Consider the following 20435-nt stretch of genomic DNA (forward strand, 5'->3'; position numbering starts at 1 on the left):
TGCGGCATAGTTTATGGTAAGACAGTTTGAATATAAGATATTTGCTATACAAACAAACTGTTATAAGTATTGATGGTGCCAGAAGAAACCCCGAACTGCCTTCCGCACGATTCCATAGAAATCCAGAAACCCCTTTCTACAGTTCAACAGATAAGCCATTTTATAAAAATGGCGTCCATGCTAGTCCGTATTAATTCATCAGCAGCCGGTATTTTTTTGGTATAGTTTTTGGTATAGGAATTTCATGAGACCCGAACCATGCCGAAAATTATTAAGAATCTTACTGATCTTGAAATCAAGACAGCGAAGCCCGGCGAAACAAAGCAAGATGGCAAAGGATTGATGCTGATTGTGGACACAAACGGGAATAAGAGATGGACGTTGAGGTATCAGCGGCCGGATGGCAGGCGGAATATGATCGGCCTTGGATCATATCCCGATATTTCGGCAACTATAGCACGGGCACATGCCGATGAAATCAGGCAAAGATTATTACAAGGTATTGATCCTGTCGACCATAAGAAATCGGAAAAACTGAAACAGGAAACCGCGACACGTGGCACATTTAAAGCCGTAGCTGAAGAATGGTATACCCACAAATCCAAAGGATGGGCAAAAGAAACGGCACGCAAGGCACGGGAAATACTGGATGACTCCCTACTACCAAGACTGGCAAAGAAAGCAATTTCTGAGATTTCATCCGCTGATATCAAGCTGGTTTTATTGGAGATCCACGAACGCGCCCCACGGCTGGCAATAAAAGCACGGCAATATTCCAATCAGATCATTCATTATGCGATTCAGGAAGGCTTGCGTGAAGATGGCCGTGAACTGTCTCTGAAGGGTGCGCTACCAGACTGCAAGAAAGGACATTATGCCGCTGTCACAAAACCCGGCGATCTGCCAGCCTTGCTCAAAGCAATTGAAGGAATAAACTCAATTCATTCAAGGGTAGCCTTGCTAGTGTGCCTATACACAGCAACCCGTCCCGGTGTTGTCGCCGGTATGCGATGGGATGAATTGAACCTGGATAATAAGGAATGGCACATTCCAGCCAGCCGGATGAAAATGGGTAACGACCATATCACACCCCTACCCGATCAACTGATATCAACCCTGTGTAAATTACGCGATCTAGCCGGTGAATCGCCGTTCGTGTTTCCGGGTATCACTGATCCGATCAATAAGCACATGCACCGCGATAGTTTAAGCAAGGTACTCAGGGAAAATGGAATGCGTGATAAAACCGTAACGCATGGATTCCGGGCAACCTTTAGAACCATAGCACGGGAAAGACTGCGCATTGCACCTGATGTATTGGAAGCACAAATAGCACATGCAAAAAAAGGTGAAGTTCAAGCAGCTTATGACAGAACACAATTCCTAGAAGAGCGCCACAAATTGATTCAGCAATGGGCGGACTATATTGACGCATTGAAAAATAATGAAACGGTTATTCCATTATTTAAAAATGCGGTTTGATTTTTACGACGACAAAATCATTTTATCCCTAACCCCTATTTTTTGAGTAGGGCAAGTAGGGCGAGTAGGGCGGAATAATCAAGAATGGCTTTGTTATTAGCTTATAGCCGCCCTACTTTTCCATGACTGTCAACGGAATTAGTAGGGCGCGCCCTACTCTCAGGGGTAATTCATCAGTTTTTCGCTTCAATTCTTGCCCTACGTTTCTGGATTCCGCAGCAAGTTTAAATGCGAAAATGCAGCGCGGAATTTTCCTGTTGCCGCCCCATTCAAGCGATAAAAAACTAAAGAAATTGCTTATTGTATTTTCAATTGGCACCTCCTATCATCACAGGATGAGTTAAGCTTTTGAATCTCATTTCACTGTGGGAAAGTGCAATAATTCGGAGCAATCTATCGAATTGTGATTTTCCAATCTCTAATATTTCCGGGAGGGCACCATGAATCATATGCCTGATAAAACAATGTTTCCCGATCCAAAGTATAAGGTCTACGTAAGCTACCATCACTGTATTGAAGATCAGGAATACCGGGATCATTTCGAAGAAATTCTCTTAGCCAATCAAGATGTAGTTATCATGAAATCAGTCCAAATTGAAAACATAGAACCTAATCTTGACGTGGAAACCATTCGAGAGAAATATCTAAAAGACTCGACAGTCACAGTCGTTCTTATCGGTTTTGATACATGGCAACGAAAGCAGATTGACTGGGAAATTTCGGCAAGTATCGCAACAACAAAAAACCACCCAAAATCAGGAGTATTAGGAATAATCCTCCCCACATATCATAAAAATGATATGTTCAAATATAATGAACACACCATTCCACCAAGGCTATATGACAATATTAAATGCGGCTTCGCCAGCATTCACAACTGGGATAGCGATTCATTTATTATTCAGAACTGGATTCACGATGTCTTCGAGAGAAGAACGAGATTTGTTCCCGATAACTCGCGCTCAATTTTTGCAGACAATTTACTGGGAAGTGAGTGGCATTCGTGAAATAAAATGTTCCGGAACATGAAAGGACGCAATGCATAAATTATCAGATTACATCTTGTTTGCGGCGAATACCTATTTTGAAGAAACAGGAAGCAGTGAGTTGAATGCTCACTGGATAGCTGAGTTCTTTCAAGACTATGGCTTGCAGGATGCCTACCCATCACAAAGCCTGATTAATTTTGCAAACCTGGTACAAAAAGAATTGACAAGAAACGAAGAGCAAGCCGCAAAAAAGGCACGCTTACACTTGGACAGAATTATCAATTCCATAGCTAAGTAAAAACCAGAACAAACCAATTAGCAACAATACTTTGTTTTTTGCACTGTAACGCTTGGAGTACAAGGACAAGATGACCAGGCACGGCTTCCGGGCTGTTGCTTCCACTGCATTGAATGAATCAGGCATATTCAATCCCGATGCCATTGAGCGGCAATTGGCACACGGCGAAAGGAATGAAATCAGAGGCGCATACAACCGGGCGGAATACTTACCGGAAAGGAAAAGGATGATTATATGGTGGAGTAACCATATCGAAGCCTTGGAGAAAAGAACGGAAGTCATTCCGCTTTTCGGGAAACTGGCTTGATTTTCTCAATATCTTTTTTTGAGTTTTACCCCATCCCCTTAAAAACTTGTCGGAACAAAATCTGCAAAACCGCATGAAACATCGCTGCAATCCGCATGGATATTGAGTCCCCCACTTTTCCGAAATTATTTTTTCAATTGCCAATAACGTACGTTTTGCAATGTGGGGAAGTCAGGGAAAAACCTTGTGGTAATTGGGTTCTGGACAGCATATCCCTTGCGCCGGTCGGCGGCGCAACCTGTGCTAGAAGAACAGCACAGGTGAAGAGATCGTGAAAAGCATTTCCGAGTTGAATGGAGAACTACATCAGATTAGTGGTCGACATCCGCTTTGATATTATATAAGTAAAAAAACTATCAAATGTGCGGTAACACACAGACGGAATTTTAACGACAGGATATTTTTAATCTTCATTAAATAACTAAATAAAAAAGGAAATATGATGAGTAAATTAAGAATATTATCTGTAGCCGCACTTGCATTTTCATCACCTTATGCCTTAGCCAATCCCATATTAGAATCGGATTTGGCGAGTTTTGCGGTATTGGGTTCCTCAACAGTAACGAATGTTCCCATAAGCACGATTATTGGAAACATTGGTGTTTGGTCAAGTGGAGGAGCTAATGCGATTACTGGTTTTAATTCTTCGCCTGGTGTTGCTACCTCAGACCCGCAGGTAACTGGTGGACAGGTGCATGCAGGAACTGCGCTAGCAGAGTCGGCTCAGAATCAGCTCACCACCGCTATTAGCAATCTGAATCTCATGGGAACCGGCACTACCTTAATAAGTCCTGATCTAGGTGGGCTCACACTCACACCTGGCGTGTATACCGTTCATGCGGGAACTAGTAATCTCACAGGAGTACTTACGCTTGATGGTCTTGGCAACGCCAATGCAGCTTGGGTGTTTCAGATGGATAGCAGTTTGATCACATCGGTGGGCTCGGCAGTCAACTTGATTAATACAGGTTCAGATGCTGGCGTATTTTGGGATGTTCGCAGCTCCGCTACTCTAGGTTCGAATACATCTTTTGAAGGAAATATACTTGCACTCTCTAGCATATCCTTCGGCTCCGAAGTTTCAATGGGATGTGGCGGTGCCTTTGCAAGCACTGGCGCAGTCACCATGATTATGGACAGTATTGAAGGTGGCGGCTGCGGTGGCGGTATAACGGTCCCAACGCATGGTGGTACTCCAACTTTTTTGCCATTTGTTCCTGTGACGGCCGTGCCTGAACCAGAAACCTACACCATGCTCATAGCTGGACTGAGTCTGATAGGTTTTATGATGCGCCGTCGAAAAAACGGAACAGCCTAGACCGGGAATGATAGCTGCCAATGTTAAGATTAATCCTTGGCAGCGTACTAACATCCCCTCGATGATCCCATTACCCCATTTATCGGGATAAGTGGAATAAGAATATTTAAAAGAGCTCAGCAAGTAGAGGAAATCAGACTCAAATTAATCCGCGCTAGGGATCGGGCAGCATGTCCCTAGCGGGACATACCCTTCACGCCGGTCGGCGGCGCGACCCTTGGACTTTCAGCGTAAAGTTGCGGGAGTTTTGTTCGGCAAGAGGATAGTCGGCATTTACACCAGTTGTTAAATGTACGCAACCGCACAGTTTAAAATTGAATTTACATAGCATAATGAAATCTCTTCAATTAACAAAGAGAAGAAAATTATGTTTATTCAAAAAGATAATACTAGTGTGACCGAACCAGTTAATTTCAATCGCAGTAACTTAGAAGCAATATATCCGGAAGACATTCCACTCATTGATGCTTTCGACGAAGAAAGCTTCACATTTTCAGACGGTATGCTTCATATTGAAGATTGAAGCGATTTCCTGCTTCTACTTCACATTTTCTTAGGCACAAGCCAACCGTAATTAATAGCCGCATTGCAGGTATCCGGAACAATATTCAAACGTTGCGCACTGTAGCCGTAGCAGATTCAGTTTGATTTGCTAGAAACGCAAGCTGCGACTTATGACCAGTCAACGGATTCCGACAGCATGGAAAGCGATTGTTTGACCGGTGTATTGTCGATGACCGTTTGCGATACTGGAATGACGGGTGTCGGCGGTGTATCACTCCCCTGCTTCGCTGTTGCTGTTTTTTCTGGTTTTTCCTGCTCAGTTTGCGCAATCGATCCAGTCGGACTGTCCAGCCGCTCGGTGATGCGTCCATAGGTGAACATCGCCATTGCCGGTACGGCAAACAGCATAAACACAGCGGTAGAGATTAAGCAACCCAAACCTTAACTTCAAATCTAAGAACGCTTCGGGAGATTTTTGAGTAGAGAAAAACTTTTCCGGCTAAAATGATTTAATCACCCCATAGCCCGGCCAGGCGAAAACGGTTTCCTTCAACCGCCTGGGGTGTTTATCTCGAAGGGCAGCGCTTTGAAGGGAGTGCATGTTGAACAAAGATTTATCCGCAAGCTTTGCCGATCTGCTTGATACTGATTATCAAGATCAAGTCATTACTGCAATGAAAGGGTGGTGTGACAATTACCGGTACGCCAGCGGTGAAGCGTATGCCAATCTAGTAGAAACACAAATTTCAAAGCCGCTCAAATTGTGGATCAATGAAACGCTGAAAACGGATAACTATCCTGATATTGAAGCTGCTAATACATTCGCAATTAAAGCTGACAATATTATCTACATACTGCGATATAAAACCAAACCACTTTATCCAGAGTATGTGTCCTTGCTTAATGATGCATGGTCAGAGTTCCAGCGTTCAATTCTCTATAGCTTGTATATAAAGGCTCGCGTATTAAGTAGAATTATTGACAACCTACCCGATTTGCAAGCTGCTGTTGCTGAAAAACTGCGACAACTGGAAGATGGGAAGTTCCAAGAAATTGAAGCCAGAAAACAAGCTAATTTAGAGAAGTGGCATTGGGCAGGTATAGAAGCAGCTAGGAAGTATGACGCTGATGACGTGAAAATATGGGTTGAAGCTGCAAAGAAAATCTTAAGGCTGAACGAAAGGAAGATTAAATCGATTCGGGCGCTGGCTCGGGGAATTATTAAAGAAACCGGGTGCGATTCTGTGACATTTGAAACAATACGAAAAGAAGAAGAAATCATTAAAATTTATAAAGAACATGGCCTTAAAAATAATTTTGGGTAAACCAGAATTTCAATTCTTACATTACCCATTTTAAAAAAATAAGCTTCTCCATAGTATCCCGCAGCCGTGGGTGCGTTCATATTTTGGAGAAGCTTATGGTTCAAACAGTATCAACACCGAAACACCACTTAACCCATGAAACCGGAAAATTACCCGCAATACCTGTAACAGAAAGACTATTACCACTTCCGGAAGTTGAATCACGATCTGGATTCAAATCCAGTTTCATCTATCAGCTAATCAAAGAAAATAAGTTCCCCGCACCGGTGAAGATCGGCAATGCCAGCCGCTGGCGTGAATCTGAGGTTCAGCAATGGATTCACGATCAAATCAACGGTGCATCCGGCAAGCATTCCGGGGGTGCAGCATGAGCAATCAACTAACCCCTACCGACCTGATGCTACAAGCACGGGACACAGCAGAAACATACCTCAATCAATCTATCCGCATTATTGATTCTAAATTCGGTGAAGGCTACGCCAAAGCACACCCCGAATTGATCGCTGGTTTCATGAAAACCGCAGCATCAGATTTCCATACCGCGATTCTGAATCAGAAACTAGAAGATCTGATTGCGCAAGTTCGTGATTTACTCACGATGATCCGGGGCAATCATGATTAATCAAGTTATCCCTGCCACATCGTGCGCTTGCAGGTTATCGCCACCCGCGCCCGGTCAAGTGCGTAACCTGTTGCAATTATGGGTTGCAGATCATCCGGGACATACACGAAAGCAGCATGTTTTTGCTTATGATCTTTTCAAGTGGTTAGAGCGGCGATCAATAGAAGGACATTCAAGATGAATAACTTCCCGTTGACTTTATCCCCTTACAGAGACTATTCTTCCGCTCAAGTGCTCAACACACTATACGAAGCGGAAAGCCCCGCGCCCGAAAGACGTGGTTTTTTTACGTCCATAGTTTTTAATGGCCGAGTAGTGGGCAACGATACAATACCGGAGAAATCTGGAAAAGTTGCCAGCCGTCTTCGTGCGGTGTTGAAGTACTCGGTCGCCTTCTCAACAGAGGCGAAATTCAACATATCACGAAGGAGGCCAATCATGGCTGATAACACCAAAGATGCGTCCGCATCAAGCAAAGAATCATCACACGTTATTCCTGAAGACCTGATTGTCATCATTGACTGTAGAGGCTTGGATATTACCGAATATCACGGTACAAAAGCCATGCTAGAGAGCGAAGGAATAATTCCAGAAGGCTTCGAGTGGCCAGAAGGCTACAACGATGTTTATTGGCATGATGATCAGTTCAATTATTGGCTTAGGCGCCATCGTCCTGAAGGTGCAAAAGGATCGCGTAAACAATTCGAAACCGTTGATTGGTTTCAACTACGCTGGGATTTGATTGACACGAACCCATTCAGCCGGGAAGTGGCGCGCAAGGCGAAAGAACTCAAAAACCTAATCTATCGGAATAGTCAGGAAGGTTTCGCAGAGAGTGAAGCACGCTGGGCGCGGTATTATAAGGCTCGGGATGACAAGCAGTTCCAAGCATTCAAAGCAAAAATTCCATGCCTTGCAACGACCGGCCGTGGTCGCAAATCTTCTCAAGCCAATATTAAGAACGCATCTATTGGTGCGTTGCGAGAAACAGCTCCCAATCCCGTAGAAGAGAATAACAATGCCAACGATCCCCTACATTAAACGGGTGGCAACCGCTGCGCTGGGTGGCATTGATTCCGTTCTGAATCATTGGCTGCCCGGTGGCAAGCGTGAAGGGCATGAATACCTGCCGCTGAATCCGAAGAGATCGGACAGCGCGCCGGGTTCGTTTTCAATCAACTTGAACACCGGCGCATGGTCAGATTTTGCCACCGGTGACAAAGGTCTTGATCTGGTGGCATTGGTAAGCTATTTGGAAAACGAAACCCAAGGAAGGGCCGCCAATCGTTTGGCGGTTTTCCTGGGCATCGAACCGGAAGCGAGCAACCAACCAAAACGCACCGAAAGCGATTCCAAACCATCCGGCAATGCTAAGGCATCAACCGGCCGGAAAGAATCAAATGGCATCAAGAATCCGGGCGGTGATGATGACGGCTGGAAATGTGTAATGCCGGTTCCCGGCGATGCACCCAAGCCACCGGCCGCACATCCAAAACACGGGAAGCCGTCAAAGCGTTATCCGTATCATGATCCGGATGGCCGCGTTAATTTCCTTCATTATCGATGGGAAGCTAAAAAGCCGGGTGAGAAAAAGCAATTCAGCCCGCTGACACTTTGGCAAAAAGGCAGTAAGTTTGAATGGCGGTTTAAGGTCCCGTCAGGATTGCGCCCGTTGTATGGCTTGCCTGGATTGCTGCAATTCCCTGATGCCGCTTGCTGGTTTACCGAAGGCGAAAAGGCGGCCGAAGCCCTGCATAAGCTGCTGCCTGATCATCCCGTTCTATGCTGGCAAGGTGGCAGCCAAGCGGTCGAGAAATCCGATTACGCTCCGCTTACCGTGCGTGATTGCGTGATCTTCCCGGATTACGATCTACCCGGCAAGAAAGCCGCCAATGATTTGATGAAGCGGTTGACGGCTGCGGGTGCCCGTTCGGTTCGGGTGTTGGATGTCGACCGGTTGGAACGCGCAGCCGGTGAACCATTGCAGCCGGGAGACGATGCCGCCGATTTGATGGCGTGCGGCTGGGATGCTGCCCGGTTCGGTGATTTCATCAAGCGTGAGGATGCATTCCTACCTGATGCCAATCCCGGCGCCGGGCAATCAAAGCCAGTCAGCAAACCGGAAGAGCCGCAAGCGGAAGCCGTGCAGCGAGGATTTGAATTGTTCGATGACGGCCTGTACTTTCTGGAACCGACCAAAGACGGACGATTGCGCCGCCGTAAGGTATGCGCCCGGCTTGAAGTGCTGGCATTGGCGCGTGATGTCGATTCGCGGGAATGGGGTACGCTGGTTCGTTTCGCCGATCCGGATAGTAAAGTTAAGCAGTTAGTCATCCCTGCCCGTTCGTTCAATGGCGATGGATTGGAAGCTTCAGGCCGTCTGTTATCCGAAGGTTTGACGATTGCACCCAAAGCCCGGCAATTAGTCATTGAATACCTGCAAACACAAAACCCAGAGAAACGCGCCCGAACGACAAACCGCACTGGCTGGCATGGTACCGGTGATGGTCTGGTGTTTGTGTTGCCGGATGGCTCCATAGGTCAATCCGATGGTGAGGAATGGCTATTCAATGACAATCGGCCGGATACAAATCCATTCAAACAGCGTGGCACGCTGAAGCAGTGGCGCGAACATGTGGCGGCCTGGTGCACAGGTAATAGCCGCTTGACGTTCGCGGTATCGATTGCGTTTGCCGCGCCGATGCTGAATTTGATTGAAATGGAATCGGGCGGCTTTCATTACCGTGGCACTACTTCCAGCGGCAAGACTAGCGCTTTAACCGTAGCCGGTAGCGTGTGCGGTTCGCCTGAGTACTTGCAGCGGTGGCGGTCAACCGATAACGGGCTGGAAAGCACCGCCCTTTCACATTGCGATGCAATCCTCACCTTGGATGAGTTGAAGATGATCGATGCCCGAATTGCCGGGGAATCGGCTTACATGCTGGCTAACGGTTCGGCCAAGGTGCGGGCAAACGTGAGCGGAGGCGCACGCAATACCGCCAAATGGCGGCTGCTGTTCTTGTCCGCCGGTGAATTGAGTCTGAGCCAGCATGTGGCTGAAGCTGGCAAGAAAACGCCTGCCGGTGCTGAATTGCGCATGGCGGATATTCCCGCCGATGCCGGGCAAGGGCTGGGCTGCTTCGAGAATCTGCACGGCTTCGAGAACGGGCACGAATTCGCCAAAGCATTGAATGCGGCCGTCAATAAATACTATGGTGCGGCCTTCCCTGCTTTCATTGAACAAGTGCTGAAACACCGGGAAACGTTGCGGGAATCGCTCTTCGATGCCCGGCAAAAGTTCGAGAAAGCAACGCTTACCAATGCCGCCAGTGGACAGGCGCAACGGGTAGCGGCAAGGTTTGCCCTTGCGGGTGCTGCGGGTGAACTGGCTACCGATTGGGGCATTACCGGCTGGCAGCCAGGCGCATCGATGCAATCCGCCATCACTTGCTTTAAGGCATGGCTTCAGGCTTTTGGCGGTGAAGGCAATAAAGAAGATCGGGCAATGATTGCACAGGTTCGCCACTTTCTGGAATTGCATGGTGAATCACGGTTCACCGATATTGAACGCACTGTGGTTGACGATAACCACACACCGCGCACGATGAATAAGGCGGGGTTCCGTGAAAAGAATCATGAAAGCAATCTTGAGTATTACTGCTATCCGGAGGTATTCAAGGCGGAAATATGCAAGGGCTTTGATTATAAGGCGGTTGCGCGATTGCTGATTGACCGGGGATTTATGAAAGGCGATGGGAAGAATCTTCAGCCTAAAGTTAACCTGCCGGGTGAAGGCCGGAAGCGTGTTTTTCATATCCTCCCAACAATTTGGGAGAGTGAAAGTGATTGATTGGGATGAGCTGATTAGGACGGAAAACGATGCTGAAACATCGGAAAACACCCCCAATAGTAGGGCGCGCCCTACTGATTCCGATGGCCATCATGGAAAAGTAGGGCGGCTAGAAGCCAATAACCAAGCCGTTATTGACGATTCCGCCCTACTCGCCCTACCTGCCCTACTAAAAAATAAGGGGGTAGGACTTGAACAAGAAAATCATGCGCCCGGTGAAGGGGTGGCTTCAGATAATTATTGCGCCACGAAAACACATCCGATTAATCCGATAGCAGTCACCCTGCTATTAACCTGTTGCAATAAAGCAACATTCACCAAAGAAGAAACCATAGAAGCAATCATCAATCTTCAAACCATCCCGCAACCTGAACAAGTCAGATCATGGGCGATACTTTGCATAAAGCATGGCATCAATCCCCACCAAGTCATTTACCCATTCATTCGATCATCAAACAAAGGTACAGGCTGCCAAGGGTGTAAGCACATTGAAATGCAAAAGATCGCTACCGACAAACGCCCGGTATTCAGATTCACTTGCAAACGGCAACACCCGATACTTGAAGCATTCTATGTGGGCGAACGTGTGCTGATTGCACCTGAATCATGCAGTGATTACCTGCCTACTGCATAGCCGGGGCGGGTCAAAAGTGTATCCATTCCAGTTCTGAGACCGTTTTTTGCGTCAGATTTTTCTATGCGGGAAATCGGGACGGGGGGTATACCTCAATCATGACACTACCGGGGGCGGGTAAAATCTCTACAGCTTACTAAGATATAGACCGCTCTCAGCCTACGTTTGCAAAAAACCGCATTTAAATAGGGGGGGTCAAAATAGAGTTGCTTAGAAATATACAACCGGCTTCGTGAATCTGATATAAGATCAGAAGCATTGAAATTTAGATTTTTGCCCAAATTTTAAACATTAATGAGTCAAAAAAATCCCAGTGACTCTTTTTTCGGTATAGTCTTTGGTATAGAAATACTTAACACAAAAATTATTGTTTTAATACTCAATAACTTATTATGTGCTGATGGTGCCCAGAAGAGGACTCGAACCTCCACACCCGAAGGCACATGGACCTGAACCATGCGCGTCTACCAATTCCGCCATCTGGGCAAGAGACAACCGTGTCAGGCTGTCAAAGAACGCGTAATTCTATAGGAAACCACTGTTTTGTCAATTAAGAAGAATCAAAAACTGCGTAATCTGGATCCACATCTCAAACGTGAGAAAGAGCGCTACAAAAGTCCATTGCCCAGCCGGGAATATATTCTGCAGATTTTGCAGCAGCAGGGAATTCCACTGGCTGAGCAGGTATTACAGAAATTGCTGGATATCACAAAAAAAGAAGAAGAGCTGTTTAATCGCCGCTTAACGGCGATGATGCGCGAAGGCCAGATTTTCCGTAACCGCAAAGGCGATCTCTGCGTGATGGAGAAGCTCGATCTGATCAAAGGCCGGGTGCAGGGCCATCCCGACGGATTCGGTTTTCTGATTCCCGATGACGCTAGCCCGGATTTGTATCTCAGCGCGAAAGAAATGAACAAGGCGCTGCATGGCGACCGGGTACTGGTGCGCGAAATCGGCTTGGACCGGCGCGGACGCCGGGAAGCCGCCATTGTAGAAGTTCTGGAACATACCAACACCCAATTGGTGGGACGGCTGTATATTGACCACGGCATTTTATATGTCGTGGCTGAAAACAAACGTATCAGCCAGGATATTCTGATCGCCAACGAGCACTCACTCAAGGCGAAGGCGGGTCAAATCGTCATCGTGGAAATCATCCAGCAACCGAACAAACAAACCCAACCGATCGGCAAGATTATCGAAATTCTGGGCGATTACACCGCCCCCGGCATGGAAATTGAGATCGCTTTGCGCAAACACGATCTGCCTTACATTTTTCCTCCCGAGATAGAAAAACTCTCCGCCAAGTTTCCCAAGAATGTCTTGAAGAAAGAATTCAAAGGGCGCAAGGACATCAGTCATTTACCGCTCGTCACCATCGATAGCGAAACCGCGCGCGATTTCGACGATGCTGTGTATTGCGAGGATAACGGCGATGGGTACCGGTTATATGTAGCGATCGCGGATGTCAGCCACTACGTCAAACCGAAAGATGCGATTGATCAGGAAGCGCTCAGCCGGGGTAATTCCGTGTATTTTCCGCGGCGCGTCATTCCGATGCTGCCGGAAGCGCTCTCGAACGAGTTGTGTTCGCTCAATCCGGACAAGAACCGCCTCTGCATGGTGTGTGAAATCCAATTCCAGAATAACGGCGAAATACTCGATTATGTTTTTTATCCCGCAGTGATGCGCTCGCACGCACGGCTGACTTACAACCTTGTTGCGGCGATCCTGGCCAATCCGAAAGGAGCCGAAGCCAAGGAACACGCCGCGCTGCTGCCGCACTTGCAACGCACTAACAAATTGTTCAAAGCGTTGCTGAAAGCGCGCAAGAAACGCGGCGCGATCGATTTTGAAACCACCGAAACCCAGATGTTCTTTAACGATCAAGGAAAAATCGAAAAGATTGTGCCGGTGCAACGCACCGAAGCGCACCGTTTGATCGAGGAATGCATGCTGGCGGCGAATGTTTGCGCGGCGGATTTTCTGCAAAAGAACGGGCAGACCACGCTGTATCGCATCCATGAAAGCCCGGTTCCGGAAAAAATCGAAGCATTGCGCAATTTCCTGAAGGAATTCGGTATTCAACTGGGCGGCAAGACCAAACCGGGAGCCAAGGATTACGCACAAACCCTGCTCAAAATTCAAGGCAGGCCGGATGCGCAATTGCTGCAAACCGTCATGCTCAGATCGTTGAAACAAGCTATCTACAGTCCCGATCTCACCGGACACTTCGGGCTGGCGTACGATGCTTATACACATTTCACCTCACCGATCCGGCGCTACCCCGATCTGCTGGTGCATCGCGCCATCAAAGCGGTCCTCAACGGCGAAACCTACACTCCTGGCGATTGGCACGAACTGGGCCAGCATTGCTCGATGACCGAACGGCGCGCCGATGATGCCACACGGGATGTCGAATCCTGGCTCAAGTGTTTCTATATGCAGGATAGAATCGGCGAATGTTTCGATGGTGTGATTAGCAGCGTGACCGGCTTCGGCTTGTTTGTTGCCTTGGATGGCGTGTATGTCGAAGGGCTGGTGCATATCTCCGAATTACCAAGCGATTATTTTCATTTCGATGCGGCCAAACATGTCCTGCTCGGCGAACGCAGCGGCAAGCAATACCGCCTGGGCGACCGACTGCGCGTGAAATTGGTTCGTGTCGACCTGGAAACCAGCAAAATCGATTTTGTGTTAGCCGAGCCGGATAAAAAGCCGGCGCCGGTGAAAACCCCGGCAAAAGATCAGACAAAAAACCAAGCAAAAGCCAAAACAAAAACCAAAGCACCGGCTAAAGCACCCGTGAAAGGCAAGAAATCACATTCATAGATGAGGAATTGCTCTAAAATACGCGCAAAAATCAGCCAATCATTTCCCATTTGAGTTTCTAGGTTAAAACGTGTCCAACACTCGCTTCATCTTTGGTTTCCATGCCGTTACCAGCCGTTTGCGGCAAAACCCGGAGAGCGTCAAAGAGATTCTGATCGATGCGGCACGGGATGATCAACGCGCACGCACGCTCATCGAACTGGCCGAAAGCCGGAAAATCCGCCTGCTGCCGTGCGATAGCGCCAAACTTACCGCTATGACCGGCAGCGAACGTCACCAGGGCGTTGTGGCCAGTATCGACAGCGCACGCAGCCACATCGGCCTGGACGATGTCTTGGACACGCTGACCGAACCGGCGCGGCTGCTGGTGCTGGATGGCATTCAGGATCCGCACAACTTGGGGGCCTGTCTGCGCGTCGCCGACGCGTTCGGCGTGCATGCCGTGATCGCGCCGAAAGACCGCGCGGTCGGGTTGACTGCTACGGTTTACAAGGTCTCCAGCGGCGCGGCGGATACCGTGCCGTATATTGCCGTCACTAATTTGGCGCGTACGTTAAAACAGCTGCAAGAACGCGGTGTCTGGGTTTTCGGTACGGCCGAAGATGCCGAATACGATCTCACGCATTTTCCAATCCAAGGCGCTGTCGCTTGGGTGCTCGGCTCCGAAGAAAAAGGATTGCGGCGCTTGACACGCGAGAGTTGCGACCAATTGGTGCGGATTCCGATGCAAGGCAGTATTGAAAGTCTGAATGTCGCGGTCAGCGCCGGTATTTGCCTGTTTGAAACGCATCGCCAGCAATCTTTGGTCTGAGCTGTGCACCTGCTAAAATACCGCTCATTTTCCGGCAACGGCGATTCCCGTTATGCACAATAATGCATCACAATAAAATTTTATATCTCTATTCTCAACCATGAATTCATCCGCTCACCCGCATTTCAAAACCCATTTCGCCGAGCTATTCCGTGCAGCCGCCAATGCCATCGCCACACCGGATGCCAATGTCCGCATCGAGTTGACACGCACCAAACAAGCCAGTCACGGCGATTATTCATGTAATTTGGCCATGCAACTGGCCAAACCGCTGCATAAGAACCCGCGCGAAGTAGCGGGTTTATTGATCGATGCCCTGCCCGCCTCGCCTTATCTGGAGAAAGTGGAAATAGCGGGCGCCGGATTCATCAATCTGTTCCTGAAGCATTCCGCCAAACAGCAATGCGTGCATCAAGTGTTGCAAAGCAAGGAAATGTTCGGCCACAGCGATTCCGGTCAAGGAAAAAAAATCCAGGTGGAATTCGTTTCGGCCAATCCGACCGGTCCCTTGCATGTCGGCCATGGGCGCGGCGCGGCGATTGGCGCAAGCCTGTCGAGTGTACTGACCGCTGCCGGTTTCAATGTATCGCGCGAGTTTTACGTCAACGATGCGGGACGGCAGATGGACATTCTGACGCTTTCGACCTGGCTGCGCTATCTCGAGCTTAACGATATCCACATCCCATTCCCGCAGAACGCGTATCAGGGCGACTACGTCAAGTCGATGGCCCGCTTGATTCATCAGGCGCACGCCGAGCGTTATGTGCATCATCCGGAATTAGTGCTGGACGGCTTGCCCGTAACTGTCCTAGAAACTGTGGTGAGTACCGACGAACATTTGGATTTGCTAATCGCCAACGCAAAAAAAGTACTCGGCCAGGACTATGCGTATATTCATAATTTTGTGCTCACCGAACAACTGGGCGATTGCCGCAACGACCTGATGGAATTCGGGGTTGAATTCGATACCTGGTTTTCCGAGCAATCGTTATACGATAATGGCTCGGTCGCACGTACCATCCAATTGCTCAATGACAAAAAATATTTATACGAACAGGATGGCGCGATCTGGTTCCGATCGACCGACTTCGGCGATGAAAAAGACCGGGTGGTTCAGCGGGAAAATGGCCAATTCACTTATTTCGCATCCGACATCGCTTATCACCTGAATAAATTCGAGCGTGGTTATGAACAAGTGATCAATATCTGGGGCGCGGATCATCACGGTTATATTCCGCGCGTCAAAGGCGCATTGCAAGCGCTCGGACTGGATCCGGCCAAGCTGGAAATCGCCCTGGTGCAGTTTGCCGTGCTCTACCGCGACGGCAAAAAAGCGCCCATGTCGACCCGCTCCGGCGAGTTCGTCACACTGCGGGAATTGCGCGAAGAAGTCGGCAAGGATGCCGCGCGGTTCTTTTACGTGATGCGTAAAAGCGACCAGCATTTGGACTTCGATTTAGATCTGGCCAAATCGCAGAGCAATGAGAATCCGGTTTATTACGTGCAGTACGCCCATGCGCGCGTGTGCAGCGTGCTGGCGCAATGGGATGGCGATGCCGCCGATCTGATTGAAGCCGATATGGCAGCGCTATCAAGCCCTGCCGAGCTGGCGTTGCTGCAAAAATTGATCGATTTTCCCGACACCGTGGAAATGGCCGCGAAGGAATTCTCTCCGCATCTGATCGCGTTTTACCTCAGGGAACTGGCCAGCGAATTTCATAGTTACTATAATTCAACACGTTTTCTGGTGCCTGAGATTGCCCTGCAACACGCCCGGCTGGCGTTGATTGCAGCTATCCGCCAGGTATTGAAGAATGGAATGACGTTACTCGGCGTCAGCGCACCTGATAAAATGTAACCGGATTAATGTACAAGGATACCCATGAGTCGAGATTATAAGACCCGCAAACCCGCAAAATCCACGCCGGAGAAAGGCGGTTCCGCGTTTTTTGGCGGATTTGTCGGTTACGCATTGGGTCTTGCGAGCGCAATTGGCATATGGCTATATCTTAACTATATACCCAGCCCGTTTTTACCGGCTGACAAAGTAACAAGTTCATCGGAAAAAAATCAAACGCAACCCGCTGCTGAAACCCTAAAAGCCGAGGAAAAACCGGCGCCGCCGGAACCTTTGGCTGTAGTGGAAGAAAAACCCCGCTTTGATTTTTACAAAATACTGCCGGGTATCGAAGAACCGGAGATTGACCAGGATTTCAAGCGCGCCGCCGGACAAACCGCACCACCGCCGGTAATCGCGAAAACACCGGAAAACAACAAACCGGCCGAAATCGTGCCGCAACCTGTTCCGCCCCGCCCATCGGTTACCTTCCCGGTCACTCCTCCTCCGCCGCAACAAATCGCTGCGGTACCGCCACGCGCGCTCCCGATGGAACCGAAGCAACCGCCGCAACCGCAGCAACAGCCTGCGGTAACACCGCAAACCAAAGCGCCCGCAGCGGCGAAAGAGAAAATTTTCCTCCAGGCCGGATCGTTCAGAAAAAATGACGAAGCGGAAAATATGAAAGCGCGCCTCGCGATGCTGGGTGTATTCGCATCAGTGCAACCAATCGATCTGGCGGAAAAAGGAACTTGGTACCGTGTCCGGATCGGACCGTTCAGCAGCAAAACGGATAGCGATCAAACCAGCGCATCACTCAGAGAAAATGGCATAGAAACGCAGTTTGTCAAATTACAATAACAGTGCATCGCCACGTTTTAGTTACACTTTTCCTCAGGTTATATCACCCGCCGCACCCCGTTAAATACTTTATTTAAGGAGTAATAGCATGAATCGATATCAAGCCGTTGCAGTTTTCTTCTTAGTATTAAGTTTTGGTGTAATCAATCTGCCCGCGGCTTACGCCGACATCGTCGAAGGCAAGGACTATACCGTTCTGGCAAAACCGCAACCGACCGAAGACAGCAGTAAGATCGAAGTTCTGGAATTCTTCTGGTATGGCTGCCCGCACTGTTACAGCCTGCATCCACAACTAAAAACCTGGCTCGCGAATATTCCCGCGGATGTCAATTTTCAATATGTGCCGGCAATTCTTCGCCCCACTTGGGTCCCGGCTGCAAAAATATTTTATGCCATCGAAGCGATGGGAATAGCTAGTACGCTGCACGACAAAGTGTACGATGCCATCCACCGCGACAAAATTGACTTGAATAACGAATCCGTCTTGTTCGATTGGATTGAAAAACAAGGCATCGACAGAAAGAAGTTTGAAAATACCTACCAATCCTTTGCCGTGCAGAATCAAGTATCGAGATCGACACAAATGTCACGCCAGTATCAGCTCAATGGCGTTCCGACACTGATTATCAATGGCAAGTATCTTACCAGCGGAAGAATGGGCGGTTCGCCGCAAGATACCATCAAAACCTTGGAAGCATTGCTTGAGAAAGTACGCAAGGAAAAATAGCGGCACGCCGATTTTATTGCTCCGGGTTTAACTTTTCATCCCCAGAAACCAGGTCGGCAACTTGTAAAACATACTCAACACCTCGCCGCTTGCGGCGGGGTGCTTTATTTCCCTTCTCCCAAAACCGGCCGCAATCCACAAAATACCAGTAAGATATTGTATTATAATATATATCACCTGAAAATTTACTGTATATCGCGGCAGAATCTCAGCAAAATCATTTCAAGAAAAACGGCATTCTCTTTAACCCTGTTATCAACTAACCTTTAATTGTGCCGCTAATAAAAAACATTATATATATTGGTATTAGATTTTGATTTTCAGCAGGAAAAATCTAAAACCGATAGCAAAATCTTTTTATGCCAATCCAATGGCAATTTTTCTTGAAAGAAATTTAAAATGGGATTTATGCAATTACCCTATACTTCGGAAGATCCATCCGGCTTCCCGGAAGCTGCAACAGAAAAAAATACCCGCACCAAAACCATCAAAGAGCGCCTGCTCGAAGCAGCCACTCACGATCCCGATCTTCCAGCACTGGGCAATTCCATTGCACGCATCATCCAGTTATCCTCGTCCGACGATCAATCCATTCAGCAATTGGCCTACTTCGTGTTAGCGGATGTTTCATTAACACAAAAAATTCTGCGCTTATCCAACTCCGTCGCTTATAGAACCGGATCGAACAAAGTCAATACCAATATCACCAAGGCCATATTTCTGCTGGGTTTTAACTCAGTCAAGACATGCGCGCTGGCCATGCTTCTGGTGGATGGCATGTCCGGCAAACGTGCGGAGCTGGTTCGCACCGAATTAGTACACGCACTGGCAGCCAGCATGATCAGCCGCGAGCTCGTTAAAGCCAGCCATTTTATCGATGCGGAAGAGACAGCGATCACCGCTTTGTTCAAAAACCTTGGCCGTTTATTGCTTGCTGCCTATGATCATGACTTGTATCAGGAAATGATGGCGCTCATGGCGCAAGGCACCCACACGCCGGTACAAGCATCCATGCAGGTTTTGGGTTTCAATCTTGATACCCTGACAGAAACTATCCTGGAAAAATGGTGCATTCCCAGCACGATCATTCAAGGACTTAGAAGCAGACCATTCGGCAATCTCGGTGTTGCCCGAAGCAAACAGGAATGGATGCAACAAGTTGCTGAATTCAGTGAAAAGGTCGCGCCGCTGGTGGTAGAAACCGGCAACCCGGAAGATCCGGAACTGAGAAACAAACTGCTGACACGCTTCGGAAAAGCGCTTAACCTGGATAAATCCAAATTGGATCAGCTGATACTGGATGCGAAGATAGAAACACGTGCTTTGCTGATCAATGCAAACCTGCTCGATGCGGATCGAAGCAAAACAGTATGCACAGAAATAGCGCGTGTCGAATTCAATATGCCTGTTGACGAAGACTTATTGAGCGAATTGATCATCGGTCAAGATGGAGCGGAAAATACGCAAATTATCCAGCGTTATCCCAGCGGCAAGCCCTATAATGCATCGGCGTTATTATTGACCGGTGTGCAGGATGTCAGTGAAATCATGGCGCCGGGCAATTATAAATTGGACAGTTTGATCATGCTGGTTCTGGAAACTTATTATAATAGCCTGGGCTTTCGTTTCATCACACTCTGTCTTAGGGATCCTAAAATGAATCAATATCGCGCCCGGAGTTCTCTCGGAGAAAACAACATCAGCTACCAGAAAACTTTTAGCTTTCCGATGCCATTCTCCGCCGATGTGTTTCATTTAGCGTTGAAAAGAAATGCCGATCTATTGATTTCAGACGCCAGCACAGCCAAAATTCATACATTGATTCCACAATGGCATAGAGATCTATTTCCCGATGTGCGCAGCTTCATGGTGCTTCCATTGGTCGCAAACAATAAACCCATCGGCTTATTCTATGCAAACCGTGAAGCGGAAGCGGCGGAAGGAATCACTGCGGACGAAATCCGTCTGATCAAGACATTAAAAGGTCAAGCATTGACAGCCTTTAATTCAAGATAAAATAACGACTGCATACATGACA

19 protein-coding genes and 1 tRNA gene are annotated in these 20435 nt (G+C 48.1%); 18 read left to right on the forward strand and 2 right to left on the reverse strand.

Annotated elements, in window-relative coordinates:
* The first annotated feature begins 258 nt into the window (after positions 1 to 258).
* The 6 genes from ABD07_RS02715 to ABD07_RS02740 all read left to right on the forward strand — a co-directional run bounded on the left by ABD07_RS02715 (position 259) and on the right by ABD07_RS02740 (position 4917).
* Entirely contained in the window at positions 259 to 1482 is a 1224-nt protein-coding gene (locus ABD07_RS02715) for a tyrosine-type recombinase/integrase (RefSeq protein ID WP_160817014.1), read from the forward strand.
* Positions 1483 to 1922: 440 nt separating this feature from the next.
* Positions 1923 to 2489, forward strand: coding sequence for a TIR domain-containing protein (locus tag ABD07_RS02720; protein WP_160817015.1), 567 nt, complete (start codon positions 1923 to 1925; stop codon positions 2487 to 2489).
* A 31-nt stretch (positions 2490 to 2520) separates the two neighbouring features.
* Positions 2521 to 2769 (forward strand): hypothetical protein, encoded by a 249-nt coding sequence (locus ABD07_RS02725; RefSeq protein ID WP_160817016.1) that lies wholly within the window; start codon positions 2521 to 2523, stop codon positions 2767 to 2769.
* 70 nt (positions 2770 to 2839) lie between these two features.
* On the forward strand, positions 2840 to 3076 hold the full coding sequence (locus tag ABD07_RS02730; RefSeq protein ID WP_160817017.1) for a tyrosine-type recombinase/integrase: 237 nt from the start codon (positions 2840 to 2842) through the stop codon (positions 3074 to 3076).
* 442 nt (positions 3077 to 3518) lie between these two features.
* Positions 3519 to 4394: an ice-binding family protein gene (locus ABD07_RS14910; RefSeq protein ID WP_160817018.1), complete on the forward strand. Its 876-nt coding sequence runs from the start codon at positions 3519 to 3521 to the stop codon at positions 4392 to 4394.
* 367 nt (positions 4395 to 4761) lie between these two features.
* A complete protein-coding gene (locus ABD07_RS02740; protein WP_160817019.1) occupies positions 4762 to 4917 on the forward strand; it encodes a hypothetical protein in 156 nt (51 codons plus the stop codon).
* A gap of 149 nt (positions 4918 to 5066) precedes the next feature.
* Here ABD07_RS02740 and ABD07_RS02745 read toward each other — a convergent pair whose 3' ends face one another.
* Positions 5067 to 5306, reverse strand: coding sequence for a hypothetical protein (locus tag ABD07_RS02745; protein WP_160817020.1), 240 nt, complete (start codon positions 5304 to 5306; stop codon positions 5067 to 5069).
* A gap of 191 nt (positions 5307 to 5497) precedes the next feature.
* Here ABD07_RS02745 and ABD07_RS02750 point away from each other — a divergent pair, with 191 nt between their 5' ends.
* The 6 genes from ABD07_RS02750 (at position 5498) to ABD07_RS02775 (ending at position 11329) form a co-directional block, all read left to right on the forward strand.
* Entirely contained in the window at positions 5498 to 6223 is a 726-nt protein-coding gene (locus ABD07_RS02750; protein ID WP_160817021.1) for a hypothetical protein, read from the forward strand.
* 95 nt (positions 6224 to 6318) lie between these two features.
* Positions 6319 to 6594, forward strand: a complete 276-nt coding sequence (locus ABD07_RS02755) for a helix-turn-helix transcriptional regulator (RefSeq protein ID WP_160817022.1) — start codon at positions 6319 to 6321, stop codon at positions 6592 to 6594.
* Positions 6591 to 6845 carry a hypothetical protein gene (locus tag ABD07_RS02760; RefSeq protein WP_160817023.1) on the forward strand — a complete coding sequence of 85 codons (255 nt, stop codon included), beginning with the start codon at positions 6591 to 6593 and terminating at the stop codon, positions 6843 to 6845. The genes ABD07_RS02755 and ABD07_RS02760 overlap by 4 nt, the downstream gene beginning before the upstream one ends.
* 177 nt (positions 6846 to 7022) lie before the next feature.
* Entirely contained in the window at positions 7023 to 7886 is an 864-nt protein-coding gene (locus ABD07_RS02765) for a hypothetical protein (RefSeq protein WP_160817024.1), read from the forward strand.
* Positions 7864 to 10695, forward strand: coding sequence for a DUF927 domain-containing protein (locus tag ABD07_RS02770; RefSeq protein WP_160817025.1), 2832 nt, complete (start codon positions 7864 to 7866; stop codon positions 10693 to 10695). Before ABD07_RS02765 ends, ABD07_RS02770 begins: the two co-directional genes overlap by 23 nt.
* The gene (locus ABD07_RS02775; protein ID WP_160817026.1) at positions 10688 to 11329 is read left to right on the forward strand and encodes a hypothetical protein; all 642 of its coding nucleotides are present in this window, start codon (positions 10688 to 10690) and stop codon (positions 11327 to 11329) included. Before ABD07_RS02770 ends, ABD07_RS02775 begins: the two co-directional genes overlap by 8 nt.
* Positions 11330 to 11730: 401 nt before the next feature.
* Here ABD07_RS02775 and ABD07_RS02780 read toward each other — a convergent pair.
* A tRNA-Leu gene (locus ABD07_RS02780) sits at positions 11731 to 11815 on the reverse strand.
* Between the two features lie 57 nt (positions 11816 to 11872).
* On the opposite strand from ABD07_RS02780, the gene rnr reads away from it, so the two are divergent.
* From rnr to ABD07_RS02810, 6 genes are all read left to right on the forward strand, one after another.
* Positions 11873 to 14161: a ribonuclease R gene (rnr, locus tag ABD07_RS02785; protein WP_240142385.1), complete on the forward strand. Its 2289-nt coding sequence runs from the start codon at positions 11873 to 11875 to the stop codon at positions 14159 to 14161.
* 70 nt (positions 14162 to 14231) lie between these two features.
* Positions 14232 to 14972, forward strand: a complete 741-nt coding sequence (rlmB, locus tag ABD07_RS02790; RefSeq protein WP_160817027.1) for a 23S rRNA (guanosine(2251)-2'-O)-methyltransferase RlmB — start codon at positions 14232 to 14234, stop codon at positions 14970 to 14972.
* Positions 14973 to 15072: 100 nt separating this feature from the next.
* Positions 15073 to 16830, forward strand: a complete 1758-nt coding sequence (gene argS, locus ABD07_RS02795; RefSeq protein ID WP_160817028.1) for an arginine--tRNA ligase — start codon at positions 15073 to 15075, stop codon at positions 16828 to 16830.
* Between the two features lie 24 nt (positions 16831 to 16854).
* Positions 16855 to 17670, forward strand: a complete 816-nt coding sequence (locus ABD07_RS02800; protein ID WP_160817029.1) for an SPOR domain-containing protein — start codon at positions 16855 to 16857, stop codon at positions 17668 to 17670.
* Between the two features lie 88 nt (positions 17671 to 17758).
* Positions 17759 to 18397: a thiol:disulfide interchange protein DsbA/DsbL gene (locus tag ABD07_RS02805; RefSeq protein WP_108698244.1), complete on the forward strand. Its 639-nt coding sequence runs from the start codon at positions 17759 to 17761 to the stop codon at positions 18395 to 18397.
* A 408-nt stretch (positions 18398 to 18805) separates the two neighbouring features.
* Positions 18806 to 20413, forward strand: a complete 1608-nt coding sequence (locus tag ABD07_RS02810) for an HDOD domain-containing protein (RefSeq protein ID WP_240142386.1) — start codon at positions 18806 to 18808, stop codon at positions 20411 to 20413.
* Positions 20414 to 20435 lie beyond the last annotated feature (22 nt).

This window comes from Nitrosomonas oligotropha, assembly GCF_009833085.1.
Taxonomy (GTDB): domain Bacteria; phylum Pseudomonadota; class Gammaproteobacteria; order Burkholderiales; family Nitrosomonadaceae; genus Nitrosomonas; species Nitrosomonas oligotropha.

Coding starts and splice junctions, on each gene's coding strand:
- ABD07_RS02760 (WP_160817023.1), top strand. CDS start 6,591: ATGAGCAATCAACTAACCCCTACCGACCTGATGCTACAAGCACGGGAC.
- ABD07_RS02810 (WP_240142386.1), top strand. CDS start 18,806: ATGCAATTACCCTATACTTCGGAAGATCCATCCGGCTTCCCGGAAGCT.
- ABD07_RS02770 (WP_160817025.1), top strand. CDS start 7,864: ATGCCAACGATCCCCTACATTAAACGGGTGGCAACCGCTGCGCTGGGT.
- ABD07_RS02800 (WP_160817029.1), top strand. CDS start 16,855: ATGAGTCGAGATTATAAGACCCGCAAACCCGCAAAATCCACGCCGGAG.
- ABD07_RS02730 (WP_160817017.1), top strand. CDS start 2,840: ATGACCAGGCACGGCTTCCGGGCTGTTGCTTCCACTGCATTGAATGAA.
- argS (WP_160817028.1), top strand. CDS start 15,073: ATGAATTCATCCGCTCACCCGCATTTCAAAACCCATTTCGCCGAGCTA.
- ABD07_RS02805 (WP_108698244.1), top strand. CDS start 17,759: ATGAATCGATATCAAGCCGTTGCAGTTTTCTTCTTAGTATTAAGTTTT.
- ABD07_RS02740 (WP_160817019.1), top strand. CDS start 4,762: ATGTTTATTCAAAAAGATAATACTAGTGTGACCGAACCAGTTAATTTC.
- ABD07_RS02725 (WP_160817016.1), top strand. CDS start 2,521: ATGCATAAATTATCAGATTACATCTTGTTTGCGGCGAATACCTATTTT.
- ABD07_RS02750 (WP_160817021.1), top strand. CDS start 5,498: ATGTTGAACAAAGATTTATCCGCAAGCTTTGCCGATCTGCTTGATACT.
- ABD07_RS02755 (WP_160817022.1), top strand. CDS start 6,319: ATGGTTCAAACAGTATCAACACCGAAACACCACTTAACCCATGAAACC.
- ABD07_RS02715 (WP_160817014.1), top strand. CDS start 259: ATGCCGAAAATTATTAAGAATCTTACTGATCTTGAAATCAAGACAGCG.
- ABD07_RS02765 (WP_160817024.1), top strand. CDS start 7,023: ATGAATAACTTCCCGTTGACTTTATCCCCTTACAGAGACTATTCTTCC.
- ABD07_RS02745 (WP_160817020.1), bottom strand. CDS start 5,306: ATGCTGTTTGCCGTACCGGCAATGGCGATGTTCACCTATGGACGCATC.
- ABD07_RS02720 (WP_160817015.1), top strand. CDS start 1,923: ATGAATCATATGCCTGATAAAACAATGTTTCCCGATCCAAAGTATAAG.
- ABD07_RS14910 (WP_160817018.1), top strand. CDS start 3,519: ATGAGTAAATTAAGAATATTATCTGTAGCCGCACTTGCATTTTCATCA.